The organism is Pseudomonas cichorii (genome assembly GCF_003700275.1).
Lineage (GTDB): Bacteria > Pseudomonadota > Gammaproteobacteria > Pseudomonadales > Pseudomonadaceae > Aquipseudomonas > Aquipseudomonas cichorii_B.
In genome coordinates this window covers 21,828-38,119 of sequence record NZ_RBRE01000028.1, presented here as the reverse complement: position 1 = coordinate 38,119, position 16,292 = coordinate 21,828, and the positions used below count along the sequence as shown (strand labels likewise).

At 60.5% G+C, this 16,292-nt stretch carries 20 protein-coding genes and 1 pseudogene; 7 read left to right on the top strand and 14 right to left on the bottom strand.

The window, feature by feature from the left end:
• Positions 1-93 precede the first annotated feature (93 nt).
• Entirely contained in the window at positions 94-948 is an 855-nt protein-coding gene (rpoH, locus tag ALQ04_RS06630) for an RNA polymerase sigma factor RpoH (RefSeq protein ID WP_122315033.1), read from the top strand.
• An 89-nt stretch (positions 949-1,037) separates the two neighbouring features.
• Here the strand turns inward: rpoH and mtgA are convergent, their stop codons facing one another.
• Positions 1,038-1,748 (bottom strand): monofunctional biosynthetic peptidoglycan transglycosylase, encoded by a 711-nt coding sequence (mtgA, locus tag ALQ04_RS06625; protein ID WP_122315032.1) that lies wholly within the window; start codon positions 1,746-1,748, stop codon positions 1,038-1,040.
• A gap of 80 nt (positions 1,749-1,828) precedes the next feature.
• Here mtgA and ALQ04_RS06620 point away from each other — a divergent pair, with 80 nt between their 5' ends.
• The 4 genes from ALQ04_RS06620 to trmB all read left to right on the top strand — a co-directional run bounded on the left by ALQ04_RS06620 (position 1,829) and on the right by trmB (position 4,100).
• On the top strand, positions 1,829-2,212 hold the full coding sequence (locus ALQ04_RS06620) for a DUF423 domain-containing protein (RefSeq protein ID WP_122315031.1): 384 nt from the start codon (positions 1,829-1,831) through the stop codon (positions 2,210-2,212).
• Positions 2,213-2,311: 99 nt separating this feature from the next.
• Entirely contained in the window at positions 2,312-2,512 is a 201-nt protein-coding gene (gene thiS / locus ALQ04_RS06615; protein WP_122315030.1) for a sulfur carrier protein ThiS, read from the top strand.
• A gap of 48 nt (positions 2,513-2,560) precedes the next feature.
• The gene (locus ALQ04_RS06610) at positions 2,561-3,355 is read left to right on the top strand and encodes a thiazole synthase (RefSeq protein WP_122315029.1); all 795 of its coding nucleotides are present in this window, start codon (positions 2,561-2,563) and stop codon (positions 3,353-3,355) included.
• Positions 3,356-3,452: 97 nt separating this feature from the next.
• Positions 3,453-4,100, top strand: coding sequence for a tRNA (guanosine(46)-N7)-methyltransferase TrmB (trmB, locus tag ALQ04_RS06605; protein WP_221033392.1), 648 nt, complete (start codon positions 3,453-3,455; stop codon positions 4,098-4,100).
• 112 nt (positions 4,101-4,212) lie between these two features.
• On the opposite strand, the gene ALQ04_RS06600 is transcribed toward trmB, so the two are convergent.
• From ALQ04_RS06600 to ALQ04_RS06560, 9 genes are all read right to left on the bottom strand, one after another.
• Positions 4,213-4,536 (bottom strand): DUF3392 domain-containing protein, encoded by a 324-nt coding sequence (locus tag ALQ04_RS06600; RefSeq protein ID WP_122315027.1) that lies wholly within the window; start codon positions 4,534-4,536, stop codon positions 4,213-4,215.
• Between the two features lie 9 nt (positions 4,537-4,545).
• The gene (hemW, locus tag ALQ04_RS06595) at positions 4,546-5,760 is read right to left on the bottom strand and encodes a radical SAM family heme chaperone HemW (RefSeq protein ID WP_122315026.1); all 1,215 of its coding nucleotides are present in this window, start codon (positions 5,758-5,760) and stop codon (positions 4,546-4,548) included.
• Positions 5,757-6,353, bottom strand: a complete 597-nt coding sequence (rdgB, locus tag ALQ04_RS06590; protein ID WP_183142123.1) for an RdgB/HAM1 family non-canonical purine NTP pyrophosphatase — start codon at positions 6,351-6,353, stop codon at positions 5,757-5,759. Before rdgB ends, hemW begins: the two co-directional genes overlap by 4 nt.
• Positions 6,350-6,784, bottom strand: a complete 435-nt coding sequence (locus tag ALQ04_RS06585; RefSeq protein WP_122315024.1) for a DUF4426 domain-containing protein — start codon at positions 6,782-6,784, stop codon at positions 6,350-6,352. Before ALQ04_RS06585 ends, rdgB begins: the two co-directional genes overlap by 4 nt.
• 26 nt (positions 6,785-6,810) lie before the next feature.
• Complete coding sequence (gene metW / locus ALQ04_RS06580; protein WP_122315023.1) at positions 6,811-7,431, bottom strand: methionine biosynthesis protein MetW; 621 nt, start codon at positions 7,429-7,431, stop codon at positions 6,811-6,813.
• A gap of 7 nt (positions 7,432-7,438) precedes the next feature.
• Positions 7,439-8,578 (bottom strand): homoserine O-acetyltransferase, encoded by a 1,140-nt coding sequence (locus tag ALQ04_RS06575; RefSeq protein WP_122315022.1) that lies wholly within the window; start codon positions 8,576-8,578, stop codon positions 7,439-7,441.
• Between the two features lie 129 nt (positions 8,579-8,707).
• Positions 8,708-9,298, bottom strand: coding sequence for a YggT family protein (locus tag ALQ04_RS06570; protein ID WP_122315021.1), 591 nt, complete (start codon positions 9,296-9,298; stop codon positions 8,708-8,710).
• A gap of 27 nt (positions 9,299-9,325) precedes the next feature.
• Positions 9,326-10,144, bottom strand: coding sequence for a pyrroline-5-carboxylate reductase (gene proC, locus ALQ04_RS06565; RefSeq protein WP_122315020.1), 819 nt, complete (start codon positions 10,142-10,144; stop codon positions 9,326-9,328).
• Positions 10,145-10,167: 23 nt separating this feature from the next.
• Positions 10,168-10,854 (bottom strand): YggS family pyridoxal phosphate-dependent enzyme, encoded by a 687-nt coding sequence (locus ALQ04_RS06560; RefSeq protein ID WP_122315019.1) that lies wholly within the window; start codon positions 10,852-10,854, stop codon positions 10,168-10,170.
• A gap of 55 nt (positions 10,855-10,909) precedes the next feature.
• Between ALQ04_RS06560 and ALQ04_RS06555 the strand changes: the two genes are divergently transcribed.
• A complete protein-coding gene (locus ALQ04_RS06555) occupies positions 10,910-11,944 on the top strand; it encodes a type IV pilus twitching motility protein PilT (RefSeq protein ID WP_122315018.1) in 1,035 nt (344 codons plus the stop codon).
• A 37-nt stretch (positions 11,945-11,981) separates the two neighbouring features.
• On the opposite strand, the gene ALQ04_RS06550 is transcribed toward ALQ04_RS06555, so the two are convergent.
• Positions 11,982-12,668: a C40 family peptidase gene (locus ALQ04_RS06550; RefSeq protein ID WP_122315017.1), complete on the bottom strand. Its 687-nt coding sequence runs from the start codon at positions 12,666-12,668 to the stop codon at positions 11,982-11,984.
• 250 nt (positions 12,669-12,918) lie between these two features.
• On the opposite strand from ALQ04_RS06550, the gene ALQ04_RS06545 reads away from it, so the two are divergent.
• The gene (locus ALQ04_RS06545) at positions 12,919-13,323 is read left to right on the top strand and encodes a TM2 domain-containing protein (protein WP_122315016.1); all 405 of its coding nucleotides are present in this window, start codon (positions 12,919-12,921) and stop codon (positions 13,321-13,323) included.
• A gap of 150 nt (positions 13,324-13,473) precedes the next feature.
• Here ALQ04_RS06545 and ALQ04_RS06540 read toward each other — a convergent pair whose 3' ends face one another.
• The 3 genes and pseudogenes from ALQ04_RS06540 to pyrR form a co-directional block, all read right to left on the bottom strand.
• The gene (locus ALQ04_RS06540) at positions 13,474-14,745 is read right to left on the bottom strand and encodes a dihydroorotase (RefSeq protein WP_122315015.1); all 1,272 of its coding nucleotides are present in this window, start codon (positions 14,743-14,745) and stop codon (positions 13,474-13,476) included.
• Positions 14,742-15,730: pseudogene (locus ALQ04_RS06535) on the bottom strand (aspartate carbamoyltransferase catalytic subunit). Before ALQ04_RS06535 ends, ALQ04_RS06540 begins: the two are co-directional and overlap by 4 nt.
• A gap of 12 nt (positions 15,731-15,742) precedes the next feature.
• On the bottom strand, positions 15,743-16,261 hold the full coding sequence (gene pyrR, locus ALQ04_RS06530; protein ID WP_122315014.1) for a bifunctional pyr operon transcriptional regulator/uracil phosphoribosyltransferase PyrR: 519 nt from the start codon (positions 16,259-16,261) through the stop codon (positions 15,743-15,745).
• Between the last annotated feature and the right edge of the window lie 31 nt (positions 16,262-16,292).

Here is a 16,292-nt window from a genome sequence, read left to right as displayed (position 1 = left end):
ATTGACTTTGAGCTTAGGGAACTTGAATAGCGGTTCCCGGTCAATTTTGCAGTGCTGAACTGCACGAGTCATGTGAGCTGGAGGTTTTTTCGTATGACCACTTCTTTGCAACCTGCATATGCCTTGGTCCCGGGTGCGAACCTGGAAGCCTATGTGCACACGGTGAACAGCATTCCGCTGCTTACGCCGGAGCAGGAGCGTGAACTGGCTGAGAGTCTCTACTACGAGCAGGATCTGGACGCTGCCCGGCAAATGGTCCTCGCCCACCTGCGTTTCGTTGTGCATATCGCACGCAGTTATTCGGGTTACGGTCTGGCACAGTCCGACCTGATCCAGGAAGGCAACGTCGGTCTGATGAAGGCCGTCAAACGCTTCAACCCCGAGATGGGCGTGCGTCTGGTGTCGTTCGCCGTGCACTGGATCAAGGCTGAAATCCACGAGTTCATCCTGCGCAACTGGCGCATCGTCAAGGTCGCCACGACCAAGGCGCAGCGCAAGCTGTTCTTCAACCTGCGCAGCCAGAAGAAGCGTCTGGCCTGGCTGAACAACGATGAAGTGCATCGTGTCGCCGAAAGCCTGGGGGTCGAGCCGCGTGAAGTGCGCGAGATGGAGAGTCGCCTGACCGGTCAGGACATGGCCTTCGATCCTGCATCCGAAGCTGACGACGACAGCGCGTTCCAGTCGCCGGCCAACTACCTTGAAGATCATCGCTACGATCCGGCGCGACAGTTGGAAGACTCCGACTGGACCGACAACTCCACGGCCAACCTGCATCAGGCCCTGGATGTACTGGACGAGCGTAGCCGCGACATCCTCTACCAGCGCTGGCTGGCAGAAGAAAAGGCCACGCTGCATGATCTGGCGCAGAAGTACAACGTCTCCGCCGAGCGTATTCGCCAGCTCGAAAAGAGCGCGATGAACAAGCTCAAGACCTCGATAGCCGCATAAGAAAACGCCCTGATCATCAGGGCGTTTTTGTTTCTGGATGTGGAGGTGGAGTTATCCGCGAAAGCCTTCATTCGCGAATGAGTTCGTTCCTACAGGCGGCGGCTGTTGTTCAGCCCCGCCAGATAACTGTCCCCACCCAACTGACGCATCTGTTGGCGAATCCAGCCGGCGCGGCGCGAGACGTAGCTGCTGGGGTGGCTGGCGCTCCATTGGCGTGGGTTGGGCAGTACGGCGGCCAGATAGCTGGCCTGCTGGGTCGACAGGGCGCTGGCGTTGATGCGGAAGTGATGCTGCGCGGCGGCCTGGGCACCAAAGACGCCTTCGTCCCATTCGACGCTGTTGAGGTACACCTCAAGGATGCGTTCCTTGGACCACAGCAGCTCGATCAGTGCCGTGAACCAGGCTTCCAGCCCCTTGCGCAGGTAGCTGCGCCCGGACCACAGGAACAGGTTTTTCGCGACCTGCTGGCTCAACGTACTGGCGCCGCGGATCGAGCCGCCACGTTCGTTGTGCAGGATCGCCGCCTGGATTGCGCTGATATCGAAGCCCCAGTGCTCGGCGAATTTCTGGTCTTCACCGGCAATGACCGCGATTTTCAGGCTGTCGGAGATCCGCCCCCACGGCTGCCAGGTGCGCTGCAGGTCAATAGGTTCGCCATCGACCCATGATTCAATCTTGCGCTCGACCATCAGCGCGGTGCCCGGAGGCGGGACCCAGCGCAGGACCAGAACCAGAACGAAACTACCCGCTGCGAACCACAGCAGGGCTTTGGCGATACGATGCAAGAGATAACGCAGCATAGAGATGGCTTGGCCGAACCCGTTGAGCGGGCCATTATACAGACCGTGCGCCTTTGGACGATTTTTGACTGGAGATCCTGATGCTTCGTAGTTTTCTGATGCTGGCTGCCTTTTTCGGTTTTACCGGCGTGGCGCTGGGGGCATTCGCCGCCCATGGCCTCAAAGGTCGCCTGACGCCTGAGTATCTGGCGATTTTCCATACCGGCGTGCTCTACCAGTTGGTGCATGCGCTGGCCTTGCTGGGTGTGGCGGTGCTGGCGGCACAGATTCCCGGCCGGCTGGTGACCTGGGCCGGTTTTTCGTTTGCGATTGGTATCGTGCTGTTCTCCGGCAGCCTTTATCTGTTGACGCTGACCGGCATCAGCAAGCTGGGGATCGTGACGCCGTTCGGCGGGCTGGCTTTCCTGATCGGCTGGCTGACGCTGGGTGTTGCAGCCTGGCGCCTGGGCGGCATCTCCCAGTAACGACTGGCCGCGCTTGAGACGAATGGCGCGGCTTTGCCTTGGTCATACCGGCTGATCGGGCTAGAATGCTGGCCCCTAAAATGATGGCTGCAGTCGCGCATGCACATTCAGTTGAACGGTGAATCCTTTGAATTGCCCGATGGTGAAACCGTCGCGGCGTTGTTGGCTCGTCTGGATCTTGCCGGGCGCCGGGTAGCCGTCGAGCTGAACCTGGATATCGTGCCCCGCAGCCAGCATGTATCCACGGTCCTGTCCGAAGGCGATCAGGTCGAAGTGGTACATGCCATCGGCGGCGGCTAGCCCCCGGCACCGCAATGACCCCATTGTGCTAGTTAAAGAGGATTTCCGATGAGCAATGTTCGCAGCGACAAGCCATTCATCCTGGCCGGTCGGACTTTTGAATCGCGCCTGCTGGTAGGTACCGGCAAGTACGCGGATATGGAACAGACCCGCCTGGCCATCGAAGCCTCGGGCGCAGAAATCGTCACGGTTGCCGTGCGGCGTACCAACCTGGGCCAGAACCCGGGCGAGCCGAACCTGCTCGACGTCCTGCCGCCGGACCGCTACACCATTCTGCCCAACACCGCCGGTTGCTTCGATGCGGTCGAAGCGGTGCGTACCTGCCGCCTGTCCCGCGAACTGCTCGACGGCCGAAATCTGGTCAAGCTGGAAGTGCTGGCCGACCAGAAAACCCTGTTCCCCAACGTGATCGAAACCCTCAAGGCCGCCGAAGTGCTGGTCAAGGATGGCTTCGACGTGATGGTCTACACCAGCGACGACCCGATCATCGCCCGGCAACTGGCGGAAATCGGCTGTATCGCAATCATGCCGCTGGCCGGCCTGATCGGCAGTGGCCTGGGGATCTGTAACCCGTACAACCTGCAGATCATCCTGGAAGAAACCAGGGTGCCGGTGCTGGTCGATGCCGGTGTCGGCACTGCGTCCGATGCCACCATCGCCATGGAGCTGGGCTGCGAAGCCGTGCTGATGAACTCGGCCATCGCCCATGCCCAGCAGCCGGTCATGATGGCCGAGGCCATGAAACACGCTGTAATTGCCGGTCGCCTGGCCTATCTCGCCGGGCGTATGCCAAGAAAACTCTATGCCAGCGCATCTTCGCCGCTGGATGGCCTGATCAAGTAAGAGCTCGTTGATGACTGATTCGCACGTTCCACACCCAGAGTCGCCTGCTACCGAAGAAGGCGAAGAGCGCCATCACCGCCGCATCAAGAGCTTCGTGATGCGCGCCGGGCGCATGACCGAAGGCCAGCAACGCGGTCTGGATCAGGGGTTGCCGAAGTTCGGGCTGCAATTGACCGATGCACCGGTGGATTTCGATCAGGTGTTCGGTCGCTCTGCGCCGCGCACCCTGGAAATCGGTTTCGGCATGGGCCATTCGCTGCTGGAAATGGCCGCGGCTGCACCCGAGCACGATTTCATCGGTGTCGAAGTGCACTCGCCGGGCGTGGGCGCGCTGTTGAACGGCGTGCTGACCCAGGGCCTGAGCAACGTGCGGGTCTACGATTGCGATGCGATTGAAGTATTGAATCGTTGCGTGGCCGATAACAGCCTCGACCGCCTGATGCTGTTCTTCCCCGATCCATGGCACAAGAGCCGTCACCACAAGCGCCGCATCGTGCAGCCCGAATTCGCGGCACTGGTGCGCAGCAAGCTTAAGGTCGGCGGTGTATTCCATATGGCCACCGACTGGGAACCCTATGCCGAGTACATGCTGGAAGTGATGAGCGTCGCGCCTGGTTATCGCAATCAGGCTGAAGACAACCAGTACGTGCCGCGTCCCCAGGAGCGCCCGATCACCAAGTTCGAGCGCCGTGGCGAGCGTCTTGGACATGGCGTCTGGGATCTGAAGTTCGAGAAGCTGGCCTGATCCTGTTCGCGAATGAATTCGCTCCCACAGACTGAACTGCCCCCAAGGAGTTGGACAATCCAACCCTTGGGGGGCAGTTCAGACGTCGTGGGAGCGGGGTTGTCCGCGAAAGCTATTTTCGGTCTGCAATCACGCCGATCAACACCAATACCACCAGCAATACCGGCGCCAGGCTGTAGTTGTTGAACTGGCTAAGGCCGCGCACCACCCAGGGTGTGGCATAGATCAGAGCCAGGCCACTGCCGATGGTGCACAGCAAGGCCAGCAGCGGGATGCGCAATGCACCTGTCATGCTGCTGATGCGCTGTTCGATCCATACCTTGAAGTCCGAGCCAAACAGCACCAACAGGCAGCCGACCAGTGCCAGGGAAATTTCTGAAAGATTGCTGCGACTCCAGCGCGAGACGGTGGCGAGCAGATCGAGTATGAGATCCATGCAGGGTCCTTAGATCAGAAAGTATTGCAGCAAGTCATTGAGAAAAAGCTGGCCTTGGGGAGTGGCGACCAGACGTGTCGGGTCGGCCAGCAGCAGGCCGCGTTGTTCGGCTTGTCTGCGGGCTTCGGCCAGTGAATCGACGCTTAGACCTGTTCTTTCGGCAAATAATGCAGCGTCCACACCATTTGTCAGGCGCAGTGCATTCATCAGGAACTCAAAGGGCAATTCCTCGACGCTCAGCAGCTTGGAGCCTGCCTGGAAGGGCTTCTTCGGATTCAGATAATCCTTGGGCAGACGAGTCTTCCAGGTGCGCACAATGCGCCCGTCCGGATGGCTGAGCTTGCCGTGGGCGCCTGCGCCGATGCCGATGAAGTCGCCGAAGCTCCAGTAATTGAGGTTATGCCGCGCCGCCTTGCCCGGCTGGGCATAGGCCGAGACTTCGTATTGGGCATAGCCGCTGTCGGCGAGCAATTGCTGACCGGTTTCCTGGATGTCCCAGAGGATATCGTCTTCGGGCAGCACCGGTGGCTGGTTCCAGAACACCGTGTTGGGCTCAAGCGTCAGCTGATACCAGGACAGATGCGTCGGCGCCAGGGCAATGGCCTGGCGCAGGTCGTTCAACGCTTCGTCCTGGGATTGGTCCGGCAGGCCGTGCATCAGGTCCAGGTTGAAGTTGTCGAAGCCGGCCCTGCGCGCCATGTCCGCAGCGCGAATCGCTTCGTCACCGTTGTGAATCCGTCCCAGAGCCTTGAGCTTGGCTTCCTGGAAACTCTGGATGCCGATCGACAGCCGATTGATGCCCAGTCCGCGATAGGCACTGAACTTGACCTGCTCGAAGGTGCCGGGGTTGGCTTCCAGGGTGATTTCGATGTCGCTGGCAAAACGAATGCGCTGCTCGACACCGGCCAGCAGGCGCCCAAGGGCTTCGGCGCTGAACAGGCTCGGCGTGCCGCCGCCAAAGAAGATCGAGCGCAGTTCCCGGCCATGCACGTGCGGCAGGTCCAGATCCAGGTCGGCCAGCAGTGCGTCGACATACTCCTGCTCCGGCAGCACCGGGCTGGCGGTGTGCGAGTTGAAGTCGCAGTACGGGCATTTGCGTACGCACCACGGAATATGGATGTACAGCGACAGCGGTGGCAGTTGTGGCAGGGCAGCCCTTGGGCTTGCGGACGAGAAACCGGTTTCACCGGGAAACAGGCGCTGCGCAGGTGGATCCTGGATCATTGCAGACCCAGGCGCTGACGCAGGATGACCATGGCGCGGGCGCGATGGCTGAGCTGGTTTTTCTCGGCAGGGCTGAGTTCGGCGCTGGAGCAGTTGCGCTCCGGCACCCAGAACAGCGGGTCATAACCAAAGCCATGCGCGCCGCTGGCGGCATGCAGAATGCGCCCGTGCCACAGGCCTTCGCAGAGAATCGGCAGCGGATCGTCGGCATGGCGAACCAGCGCCAGCACGCAGACGAACTGCGCACCGCGTTGCTCGTCAGGCACGTCTTCCAACACTTCCAGCAATTTGGCGTTGTTGGCGGCATCGCCCTGGCCGTCGGCGTAGCGGGCCGAGTAGATGCCGGGTGCGCCACCGAGAAAATCCACCGCCAGCCCCGAATCATCTGCCAGTGCCGGCAGGCCTGACAGCCGCGAGGCGTTGCGCGCCTTGAGGATCGCGTTCTCGACGAACGACAGGCCGGTTTCTTCCGGCTCGATCTTGCTGAATTCGCCCACGGAGCGCAGTTGCACACTGTCGCCCAGCATGGCCTGGAGTTCTTTGAGTTTGCCGCCGTTGTGGCTGGCCAATACAAGTTGCGTAAGGTTCATCATTGGCCCGGGAAAAGCTCTTGGTTGAAACTGAAGCTGTGGGTATCGCTGCCAGTTTTAACGTGGATGTCGAAGGTTCGGTTTTCCTGCTGCGGCACAGGATATTGCGCGATGTAGTAGACCGCGCCGCGTTCGGTGATCTGCTTGAAGCTCAGCGGGATCGAAGCACTGGTCAGGTCCTTGATCGTACCGCTGACCTGCGCCACTTGTGGTTTGCCATCCTTGAGCACCGAGATGTTGATCACGCCCTGATTCTTGCTGCGGATCAACTCCGTGCCCTTGGCGATTTCCGGCTGCAGGAAGGTCGAGTTGAAAGTGGAGTAGTGAACGGTCGTGTCGCCAAACCTTTCCTGTCGCTCACCCTTGATGGCGTCGGCTGCCACGACAGGCAGTCCCAGGCAGGCAGTCAGCAGGAAAATAGCCAGGCGACTCATGTTCGTTCTCCTTGAAAGTCTATGGATCAGACCGCGACCTGATGATCGAGCAGACCGGGGCTGCTGACCCGGTAAATGCCGATTTCACCCAACAGATTAGGCCATAGCTTGCTGGCCCACCCATGGCGGTGTTGTTGATCGACGGCAAGCCTGTCGATCACCTGGGCCTCGCGCTCGCGGCACAGCGCTTCAAAGTCTTCAAAGGTGCAGAAGTGGATGTTCGGCGTGTTGTACCAGGTGTAAGGCAGGAACTCGGACACCGGCATGCGGCCCTTGCTCGCCAGATACCAGCGGCAGCGCCAGTGGCCGAAGTTCGGGAAGGTAATGATGCACTGGCGACCGACGCGCAGCATTTCGTCGAGGATCTTGTCCGGGTAATGCACGGCCTGCAGGGCCTGGGTCATGACCACGATATCGAAGCTGTTGCTGGCAAAGTTGCCCAGGCCCTTGTCCAGGTCCTGCTCGATCACGTTGATGCCCTTGGCCACGCACTCGGCAATGTTGTCCGGGTCATTTTCAAGGCCGTAGCCGGTGACCTGCTTGTTGTCGCGCAGCCAGGTCAGCAGTTCGCCATCGCCACACCCCAGGTCGAGCACGCGGCTGCCAGCGGGGATCCATTCCTGGATGATCTCAAGGTCGGCTCTCATGGCGTCCTCACAACGAAATTCGGTTCATGTAGTTACCGAAAGCCTGCAGGTAGCGCGGGATCGGGATCAGAAAGGCGTCGTGCCCTTGCGGCGCGTCGATTTCCAGGTAGCAGACGTCCTTGCGCGCAGCCATCAACGCATCCACCAGCTCGCGCGAGCGGGCCGGCGAGAAACGCCAGTCGGTGGTGAAGGACATCACGCAGAACTTCGCGGTGGCTGCGGCGAAGGTTTTTGCCAGGTTGTCATCGAAGTTCGCTGCCGGATCGAAGTAGTCCAGCGCCTTGGTCATCAACAGATACGTGTTGGCATCGAAGCGCCCGGAAAACTCTTCGCCCTGATAGCGCAGGTAGCTTTCGACCTGGAATTCCACGCTGTGGAAGTCGTAGTTGAGCTTTTCGCTCTTGAGGCCTCGGCCGAATTTCTCGCCCATGGAATCATCGGACAGATAGGTGATATGCCCGACCATGCGCGCCAGCATCAGGCCGCGCTTGGGAATCACGCCCTGTTCCTGGAAGGACCCGCCGTGGAATTCCGGGTCGGTGAGAATCGCCTGACGGGCGACCTCGTTGAAGGCGATGTTCTGTGCCGACAGCTTTGGCGCCGAAGCGATTGCCAGGCAATGGCGTACGCGATCGGGGTAGCTGATGGTCCATTGCAGCGCCTGCATGCCGCCCAGGCTGCCGCCGACAATCGCCGCCCACTGCTCGATACCCAGCCGGTCGGCGAGCCGTGCCTGACTGTTGACCCAGTCTTCCACGGTCACCACCGGGAAGTTGGCGCCGAACGGCTTGCCGGTTTCCGGGTCGATGCTGCTGGGACCGGTCGAGCCGTTGCAGCCGCCCAGATTGTTCAGGCTGACCACGAAGAACTTGTTGGTATCGATAGGCTTGCCGGGACCGATGCAACTGTCCCACCAACCGGGCTTGCGATCTTCCGGGCTGTGGAAGCCGGCAGCATGATGATGCCCGGAGAGTGCATGGCAGATCAGTACGGCGTTGCTGCGCGCAGCGTTGAGCTGGCCGTAGGTTTCATAAATGAGGTCGTAGGCTGGCAAGGAACGACCGCAGGCCAGGGCCAGGGGCTCGCTGAAATGCGCCAGTTGCGGTGTGACCAGACCGACAGAATCGTGGGGGAAGACCGTGGGCATCGACCCTGCTCTCGCTTGAATGAGGCGTAAGTCTAAAGATCGCGGGGGGGAGCGGCAACAAAGTAAATGGTCTTCGCGGATGAATCCGCTCCCACACAGGCTGTAGGAGCCAATTCATCCGCGAAAGAGTCAGATCAGCATGCGCAGAACCTGCGGCATCATGCTCATGGCCGCCAGGTTGTTGATGACCAGCATATCCAGCAGCTTGAGCACCAGGAAGGCGATGATCGGCGAGAGGTCCAGGCCGCCCAGATTGGGCAGGATCTTGCGGAACGGCGCCAGTGCCGGTTCGCAGATCTGGTTGACCAGCTCGGCGCCCGGATTGTGGCTGCCCGGTGCAACCCAGGACAGGATCACGCTGATGATCAGGGCAAAGAAGAATATCTTCAGGAACAGCGCGGTCACGCCAATGATCGCCCACAGCAACAGGTGCAGTGGATCACCGGTGGTGCCATAGCTGAGCAGCAGGGTCAGGGCCATGAGCACCAGTTGCACGATGATCGCCAGCACCAGGGAAGACATGTCCAGGCCAAACACGCTCGGAATGATCCGGCGCAGAGGCTTGAGCAAGGGCTGGGTGGCTTTTACGGTGAACTGGCTCAGCGGGTTGTAGAAGTTCGCCCGCACCAGTTGCAGCACGAAGCGCAGCAGGATGATCAACAGATAAAGACTGCCGATGGTTTGCAAGACGTAAATTGCAGCGGTGTTCAATCCAATCATCGATCTGCTCCAGAAAGGCCTAGAAAATTATTTGCCCAGTAGTTCGGCCAGCTCTGCCGAACGATTGTCGGCGGCGCTGAGGGCCGTTTCTACCAGCGCTTCAAAACCACCCGCCTGGAATGCCTTGATGGCGGCTTCCGTGGTGCCGGCAGGGGAGGTGACGCGACGACGCAATTCGGCTGCATCCACATCGCTTCCGGTGGCCATCAACGCGGCACCGAGAGCGGTTTGCAGGGTGAGTTTTTTCGCGACCTCTTCAGGCAGCCCCAGTTTTACGCCCGCAGTGGTCATCGCTTCGATCATCAGGAAGAAATACGCCGGACCGCTGCCGGAAACAGCCGTCACGGCATCCAGTTGCTTCTCTTCATCCAGCCATACCGCAATGCCTACCGCCGACAGCAACTGCTCGGCCTGATCGCGTTGCGTGCCGTTCACCTTGTCGGTGGCGTACAGACCGCTGACGCCCTGGCGCAGCAGCGCCGGGGTATTGGGCATGCAACGCACGATCGGCTGTTCGCCCAGCCACTGGGTCATGCTGGCACACGTGATACCTGCGGCAATGGAGACTATCAGTTGCTGAGGTTTCAGGCTCGGGCGCAAGGCTTCGCAAACGGCTTTCATCATTTGCGGCTTGACTGCCAGCAGCACCACATCCGCGCCTTCGATGGCTTCTGCGTTATCGGCAACGACGACAATGCCATGTTCGGCGGCGATCCGCTCGCGGGTTTCGGCGCCCGGATCACTGGCGCGGATCTGTGCAGCTTCCACTCCCTGGGCGCGCAGCCCGCCGATCAGGCTGGCGGCCATGTTTCCGGCGCCGACAAAGGCGATACGAGTCTTGCTCATGACAGGGGTCCTTATACGTGGGGTTATGGCTGGCCGTAGTCACGGGCGCCAAAAAGAGCAGTGCCGATCCGCACCCAGGTCGCGCCCTGTGCAACGGCGGCCTCCAGGTCGTGGCTCATGCCCATGGAAAGTGTGTCCAGTGGCAGGTTCAGCTGTTCTTGCAGCTTGCGCACGGCAGCAAACGCGGCGTTCTGTGCGGCGCTGTCTTCTGTCGGTTCGGGAATTGCCATCAACCCGCGCAGTTTCAGGCGCGGTAATTCGCCGATGGCGGTAGCCAGCGCCGGGAGGTCCTGGGGCGTGCAACCCGATTTGCTCGCTTCGCCGCTGACATTGACCTGAATGCAGATATTGAGCGGCTCAAGGTTGTCAGGCCGTTGTTCGGACAGGCGTTGAGCGATTTTCAGGCGATCCACGGAATGTACCCAGGCGAAGTTCTCGGCGATAGCGCGCGTCTTGTTCGACTGAATGGGGCCGATGAAATGCCAACACAAGGGCAGGTCGGCCAATTCGAGCTGTTTGCCCAGGGCTTCCTGCAGATAATTCTCGCCAAAGTCGCGCAGACCGGCAGCAAAGGCCTCGCGCAGATCGCTGGCCGGCTTGGTCTTGCTGACCGCCAGCAGGCCGATGGCGGACGGTTCGCGTTGCGCCGCGTGGGCCGCTGCGCTAATTCGTGCTTCGAGCGTTGAAATGTTCGCTGCTATCGTGGACATTGATTTGCGCCAGCAGGGCTAAAGTCTGCGGCATTCTATGTGATTGAGGAGCTGTATGGATATTACCGAGCTGTTGGCTTTCAGTGCCAAACAGGGCGCGTCGGACTTGCACCTCTCTGCGGGCCTGCCACCGATGATCCGGGTTGACGGCGATGTGCGGCGGATCAACCTGCCGCCGCTGGATGCCAAGGAGGTCAAGGCGCTGATCTACGACATCATGAACGACAAGCAGCGTCAGGTTTTCGAGGAAAACCTGGAGACCGACTTTTCGTTCGAGGTGCCGGGGATCGCACGCTTTCGGGTCAATGCCTTCAACCAGAACCGCGGTGCTGGCGCGGTGTTTCGGACCATTCCCTCGAAGATCCTGAGCATGGAAGATCTGGGGATGGGGGAAATATTTCGCAAGATTACCGACGTGCCGCGTGGCCTGATCCTGGTCACCGGGCCGACCGGCTCGGGCAAGTCGACCACCCTTGCGGCGATGATCGATTACCTGAACTGCAACAAGCATCACCATATCCTGACCATCGAAGACCCTATCGAATTCGTTCACGAATCGAAGAAGTGTCTGGTCAACCAGCGTGAAGTGCATCGCGATACGCTGGGCTTCTCGGAGGCCCTGCGCTCGGCCCTGCGTGAAGACCCGGACGTGATTCTGGTCGGTGAGCTGCGTGACCTGGAAACCATTCGCCTGGCGCTGACCGCCGCCGAAACCGGACACCTGGTATTTGGCACCTTGCACACTACTTCGGCAGCCAAGACCATCGACCGGGTCGTGGACGTATTTCCTGCGCAGGAAAAATCCATGATCCGCTCCATGCTCTCCGAGTCACTGCATGCGGTGGTGTCGCAGTCGCTGCTCAAGAAGGTCGGCGGCGGCCGGGTGGCGGCCCATGAAATCATGATGGGCACCCCGGCGATTCGTAACCTGATCCGCGAAGACAAGGTGGCGCAGATGTACTCGACCATCCAGACCAGCGGCTCGATAGGCATGCAGACCCTGGATATGTGTCTGGCAGATCTGGTGAAGAGGGGGCTGGTTACCCGCGAAAGTGCCCGTGAACGGGCCAAGGTGCCTGACAACTTCTAGTCAGGCAGTGGCCTGCCCGGGAAGGCAGGCCTTGCTCTCAGCGCTGGGCGACGTGCAGCGGCGTTGTCTGCTTTGGCAGTACGCGCTTGGCGATCTTGTAGTGACTGTTCCAGTACGGCTTTTTCAGCGTATCGACGGTCACTGCCTTGCCGCGACGCGGGGCATGGACGAAGCGGTCATTGCCCAGATAGATGGCGACATGGTTGATCTTGCGGCTCTTGATGTTGAAGAACAGCAGGTCGCCCGGTTTCAGGTCCTTGCGCTCGACTTTCTGGCCGTGACCTTCGGCCATGGCATTGGAGGTGCGTGGCAGATCGACTTCCTGCACATCGTTGAAGGCGTATTTCACCAGTCCGCTGCAATCCAGTCCCTTGCCAGGCGTGTTGCCGCCCCAGCGATAAGGGGTGCCGACTGCCTGCAAGGCGCGTTTCACAACGGCATTGCCTTGTTTGGCATTTGCATTGGCGGTCGGCAGTGTCCTGGCTTTTGCCGACTTGGCTGAATTCTTTCGCGGTGCCGGAATCTGAGTCTCGGCTGTGCTCTGAATGCTCAGCGGGATAGTGGTCTGCGGAGAAATCGTGCGAGGCGTGATAACAGGTGAAAAGTGGCTCTTCGCGGTGTAGCCGGTGAAGCTCGCAGGAAGCTGTTGCTCACGGTTGGTGGCGTGGGCGGCCAGAGGCATAAATAGGCAAATGGTTAGCCATGTCTTGAAAAAAGGACGCATGCGGCAGGGCTCGTAGTGGTCAGCGCGCAACTTTATAACAGCTTTTTGACAAAACCTGACCCCATTTGTCGACTCGATCACAGTCGCATCCTTACGTTTTATGCGACACACTCTTTCCAGTTTCTGCTCAATCCCTTTGCTTACAAGGGGTTGGCCTGTCCATTCAGAGGGTTGTGCCATACGTCGGAAGAAGGCGTGAAAGTCACAAAACTCACACATATTTTTTTCTATCAGTTCAAAGGGGTAAGAAATGAACAGCTATCGTCCGGATACGCACAGCAAGGTGTTGGGGTATCTGCTGTGGATCGTCGGCTTTCTTGGCGCGCACCGTTTTTACTACGGCAAGCCGGTGACCGGGACCATCTGGTTCTTCACTTTTGGCCTGTTGGGGATTGGCTGGCTGATCGACCTGTTTCTGATTCCGGCCATGGACCGTGAAGCCGACCTGCGCTTCACCCAGGGCTCCACCGATTACAGTGTGGCGTGGCTGCTGCTGACGTTCCTGGGGATTTTCGGCGTGCACCGCATGTATCAGGGCAAGTGGATTACCGGGCTGATCTATCTGCTGACTGGCGGGCTTTTTCTGCTGGGCGTGCTGTACGACTTCTGGACCATGAATAACCAGATTTCCATCAGGAATGCGCAGCGCGGCTGAGGTTGTTCTTGAATGAATCCGCTTCCCATGTGTTTTTGATGCCTGTAATGCCGCTGTCGCGGGCAAGCTCCCTTCCACAGGGTGAATTTCAATCTGTGGGAGGAGGCTTGTCCGCGACGGGGCAAGACGGTATTCATCCGTGAGGCGGGGTCAGGCGGTGTAACTGATCCGGCCGTCCACCAGCGTGTAACGTACCGCGCCCGGCAGGCAATGGCCGAGGAACGGACAGTTATCGCCTTTGGACAGCCAGTTCTCGCCGGCTACCGTGGAGGCTGTCGGGTCGAACAGCACCAGATCGGCGGCCGAACCTGCGCTCAGATGTCCGGCCGGCAGGCGCAAGGCGGCTGCCGGGCCAGCGCTCAGGCGAGCGATCAGGGTCGGCAGGTCAAGCAGGCCATCTGCAACCAGGGTCATCGCCAGTGGCAGCAGCAACTCGACGCTGCTGATGCCCGGCTCGGTTGCGCCGAACGGTGCCAGCTTGGCGTCACGCTCGTGAGGCTGGTGGTGGCTGGAAATCGCCTGAATCACTCCCGATTTCACCGCTTCACGCAGACCGTCGCGGTCGGCGCGGGTGCGCAGTGGCGGCTGGACGTGATACAGGCTGGAGAAGTCGATCAGCGCTTCATCGGTCAGAATCAGTTGATACAACGCCACGTCGGCGGTGACCGGCAGGCCGCGGGCTTGCGCCTGAGCGATCAGCGCGGCACCACGGGCGCTGGTCAACTGGCTGAAGTGCGCACGCACGCCGCTTTGTTCCACCAGCAGCAGGTCGCGGGCCAGCGCTACGGTCTCGGCGGTTTCCGGAATTCCGGCCAGACCGAGGAAGCTGGCAGTCGGGCCTTCATGGGCCAGGCCGCCTTCAGCCAGGTCGCGGTCCTGGGAATTGAAGATCACCGTCAGGTCGAAAGTGGCGGCATATTCCAGCGCCCGGCACAGCGTGCGGGTATTGTTGAAGCTGCTCAGGCCATTGCCGAAAGCCACGCAACCGGCGTCGCGCAGGGCAATCAGTTCGGCCAGTTGTTCACCTTCCAGGCCTTTGCTCAGTGCGCCGACCGGGAAAACCTTGCTGTAACCGGCTTCGCGGGCGCGATCCAGAATCAGCTCGGCAACCGCTGACGTGTCGAGCACCGGTTTGGTACGCGGAGGGCAGCACAGGCTGGTCACGCCACCTGCCGTTGCCGCGCGGGTTTCGCTGGCGATGGTGCCTTTGCGGCTGTAGCCCGGCTCGCGCAGGGAAACGTTGAGGTCCACCAGACCCGGAGCGGCGACCAGGCCGCTGGCGTCGATGGTTTGCGCGGCCTCGAAGCCGGCAGGCGCCGCGCCGATTGCTAGGATTTTGCAGGCTTCGATGTGCAGGTCGGTAACTTTATCCAGACCGCTGTTCGGATCAATGACGCGAGCGCCGAGAATGCTGAGCTTCACAGGGCGTTCTCCTGCTCGAATTGTCGTTGTGCGGTTTGTCCGCTCATGGCCATGGACAGTACGGCCATGCGCACGGCGATCCCGTAGGTCACTTGATTGAGAATTACCGAATGCGGGCCGTCGGCCACCGCCGATTCGATTTCCACGCCGCGGTTGATCGGTCCTGGGTGCATGACGATTGCATCCGGCTTCGCGCCGGCCAGTCGTGCCGTGGTCAGGCCGAACAGGCGGTAGAACTCGCCTTCGCTGGGCAGCAGGCCGCCGGTCATGCGCTCGCGTTGCAGGCGCAGCATGATCACTACGTCGACATCCTTCAGGCCGGCGGCCATGTCGGTGTAGACCTTGACGCCGTATTGTTCGATGCCGACCGGCAGCAGGGTTTTCGGCCCGATGACGCGGATGTCGGGGCAGCCCAGTGCCTTGAGGGCGAGCATGTTCGAGCGTGCCACCCGCGAATGCAGGATGTCGCCGACAATGGCCACCGACAGGTTCTCGAAACTGCCCTTGTGCCGACGGATCGTCAGCATGTCGAGCATGCCCTGGGTCGGGTGCGCGTGACGGCCATCGCCGCCGTTGATGATCGCCACTTCCGGACAGACGTGCTCGGCAATGAAGTGCGCCGCGCCGGAGTCGGCATGCCGTACGACATCGCTTCCAGATTGCGCAGGGTGTCGAACAGCGTTTCGCCCTTGCTGGTGGAAGAGGTCGAGACGTTGAGGGTGATGACGTCGGCGGACAGCCGCTGGGCTGCGAGCTCGAAAGTTGTACGGGTGCGCGTCGAGTTCTCGAAGAACACGTTGCAGACGGTCTTGCCACGCAACAGCGGGACTTTCTTCACCGCCCGGGCGCCGACTTCAAGGAACGAGTCAGCCGTGTCGAGGATTTCAGTGAGCAGCTCGCGGGGCAAGCCGTCCAGAGACAGAAAATGGCGCAGCTGACCCTGATGGTTGAGTTGCAGCGGGCGCTTGGCGTCGAGAGGCGTCATCGCAAGGGACTCTTAAAGGGCTGAGGCGGTGGAAAGGTCTTGAAGTTCGAGCGCCAGCGGCTCGGGGCCGGTCAGCTTGACGCGCTCGTCGGGTGCCAGTGACAGTGTCGCGCCGACCACATTGGGGCGAATCGGCAATTCACCGGCGTCCAGATCCAGCAGGCAGGCCAGCGTGACGCTGGCCGGACGTCCGTAATCGAACAGTTCGTTGAGGGCGGCGCGGATGGTGCGGCCACTCATGAGCACGTCATCGATCAGCACCAAGTGCTGGCCCTCGATCTCGAAGGGCAGTTCCGAGGGGCGAACCTGAGGGTGCAGGCCGTTCTGGCTGAAGTCATCGCGATAGAAGGAAACATCCAGCGTGCCGAGCGGCGCATCGTTGTCCAGAGCCTTGAGCAGCGCCTGCGCGACCCATACACCGCCGGTGCGGATGCCGATGAAACGAGGATCGCTGATGCCGCGCTTGCTCAGGTGAGCGCTCAGATCGGTGGCCATCTGACTGATCAGACTGGAAGGGTTGGGCAAGCTCATGATTGCTCCTTGAAAGGCTTGAGCACTGCCC